Source organism: Muricoccus harenae, from assembly GCF_009848505.1.
GTDB lineage: Bacteria > Pseudomonadota > Alphaproteobacteria > Acetobacterales > Acetobacteraceae > Roseomonas > Roseomonas harenae.
The window spans coordinates 1-2,187 of record NZ_WWDL01000085.1 but is presented as its reverse complement, the minus strand read 5'-3'; the positions used below and the strand labels follow the sequence as shown (position 1 = coordinate 2,187).

Genomic DNA, 2,187 nt, shown 5'->3' with positions numbered 1-2,187 from the left:
TGGCTTTGCTATCGAATGTTGGCCCAGGCGTGCTGACGAATTTTGGCCCACCTGCCGTCCCCCAACCTACGGTCTTCCGTTTTTACCGGGGGGCTTGGCATGGACAGGAAAGCCAAGGTGGATTTGTTCGAGCAGCTTCGTCGGGAGCATGAGTTCGGGGTCGGGACGGTCGCGGGAGTGGCGGGCAAGTTCGGGGTGCATCGCCGGATGGTTCGGCTGGCGATTGCCGGTGCGCTGCCGCCGCAGCATCGCTACCCGCAGCGCGCCAAGCCGAAACTGGATGCGGTCACCGCCTTCATCGACCGGGTGCTGGATGCGGACTGCGGCGCGCCGCGCAAGCAGCGGCACACGGCGCGGCGCATTCACCGGCGGATCCTGAAGGAGTTTCCCGGCACCGCGGTGGCTGAGTCGACGGTGCGCAACCATGTCCGCGAGCGCCGTCGCGCCATGAATCTGGTGCGGCAGGAGATCTTCGTGCCGCAGAGCTATGGGCTGGGCCAGGAGGCGCAGGTCGATTGGTACGAGGCCTGGGCGGACCTCGGCGGCGAGCGGGCCCGGGTCCAGATCTTCGCCATGCGCTCGATGGCCAGCGGCGCCGCCTTCCACCGGGCCTACCTGCACGCGACGCAGCAAGCGTTCCTCGAGGCCCATGAGGCGGCTTTCGCCTATTTCGCTGGGGTGTTCCGGCTGCTGCGATACGACAACCTGGCCAGCGCGGTGCGCAAGATCCTGCGCGGGTACCGGCGGGAGGAGACGGTGCGGTTCGTGGCGTTCCGCTCGCATTGGCGGTTTGCCGCGGAGTTCTGCACGCCTGGCGAGGGCCATGAGAAAGGCGGGGTCGAGGGCGAGGTCGGCTATTTCCGGCGCAACCACCTGGTCCCGGTGCCCGCCGTGGCCGATCTCGAGGCGCTGAATGCGCTGCTGCTGGCAGGCTGCCGCGCCGATGAGGGACGGATCCTGGATGGGCGCAGCGAGGCGGTCGGCGTGGCGATGGCGGTGGAGCGTGACCACCTGCTGCGCCCCGCGGCCGAGGGGTTCGAACTGGCCGAGGTGACGTTCCCGCTGGTGGACAAGCAGGGCTGCGTCATCGTCAAGACCAATGCCTACTCGGTGCCCGCCCGGCCGGGCAGCCGGGTGGAGGCGCGGGTGTATCCGCTGCAGGTCGAGCTTTGGCACGGCGGACGGCGAATTGCCCGCCACGAGCGTTGCCACAGCCGCCGTCAGCAGGTGCTGGACCTCGAGCACTACCTGGACGTGCTGGGCCACAAGCCAGGGGCTCTGGCCGGATCCAGGCCGCTGGAGCAGTGGCGCCAGGCCGGGCGCTGGCCTGCCTGCCATGACGTGCTCTGGGACCGGCTGCGGGCCCGGCACGGCAAGCAGGACGGCACCCGCGCCATGGTGGCGGTGCTGCTGCTGGGGCGCGAGTTCGGCGAGGAGCCGCTGCGGGCGGCGATCGCCACGGCGGTGTCACTCGGCGCCAGCGACGTCGCGGCGGTGCGCTACCTGCTGGGCGAGGCGGCGCTGCACAAGGCCCGGCCCTTGCCGATCGATGTCGGCGCGTTGGCCCGCTACGACCGGCCAATGCCCAGCGTCGCCGACTACGACACGTTGCTCATCTCCAGCCCCTGCGCGGGGCGGGCGTGATGAGCGACCTGCAGGACCAGGCCATCCGGCAGCACTGCAAGGCGCTGCGCCTGCCGACGATCGGAGGCCAGTTCAGCCGCCTGGCGGAGACCGCCATCCGGGAGCAGCAGTCACATCCCGGCTATCTCGAGGCCCTGCTGGCGGCCGAGATGGAGGAGCGCGAGAGCCGGGCGATTGCCCGCCTGCTGCACGATGCCCGCCTGCCGCGGATGAAGACGCTCGAGGGGTTCGAGTTCGACCGCTCCGGCGTCTCGGCCGCCCAACTGCGCGGGCTGGCCGAGGGCGACTACGTCACCAAGGCGGAGCCGGTGCTGCTGATCGGCGAGGCTGGAACGGGGAAGTCGCATCTGGCGACCGGGCTGTGCGTGGCGGCCTGCCGCCAGCGGCGGCGGGTGCGGTTCACCACGGCGACCGGGCTGGTCAATGAGTTGGCAGAGGCAGCGCACGCCAACCAGCTCAGCCGCGCGCTCAGCCGCTGGGAGCGGCTCGACCTGATCTGCATCGACGAGCTGGGCTATGTGCCATTGGCCGAAACCGCCTGCG

At 70.3% G+C, this 2,187-nt stretch carries 2 protein-coding genes; both read left to right on the top strand.

Annotation, left to right across the window (positions count from 1 at the left end):
- Nucleotides 1-99: 99 nt before the first annotated feature.
- Nucleotides 100-1,644 (top strand): IS21 family transposase, encoded by a 1,545-nt coding sequence (istA, locus tag GSE44_RS24985; RefSeq protein WP_201306247.1) that lies wholly within the window; start codon nucleotides 100-102, stop codon nucleotides 1,642-1,644.
- Nucleotides 1,644-2,187: ATP-binding protein (locus tag GSE44_RS24980; RefSeq protein WP_159351528.1), on the top strand; the 544-nt coding region annotated here is incomplete at its 3' end. The genes istA and GSE44_RS24980, both read left to right, overlap by 1 nt.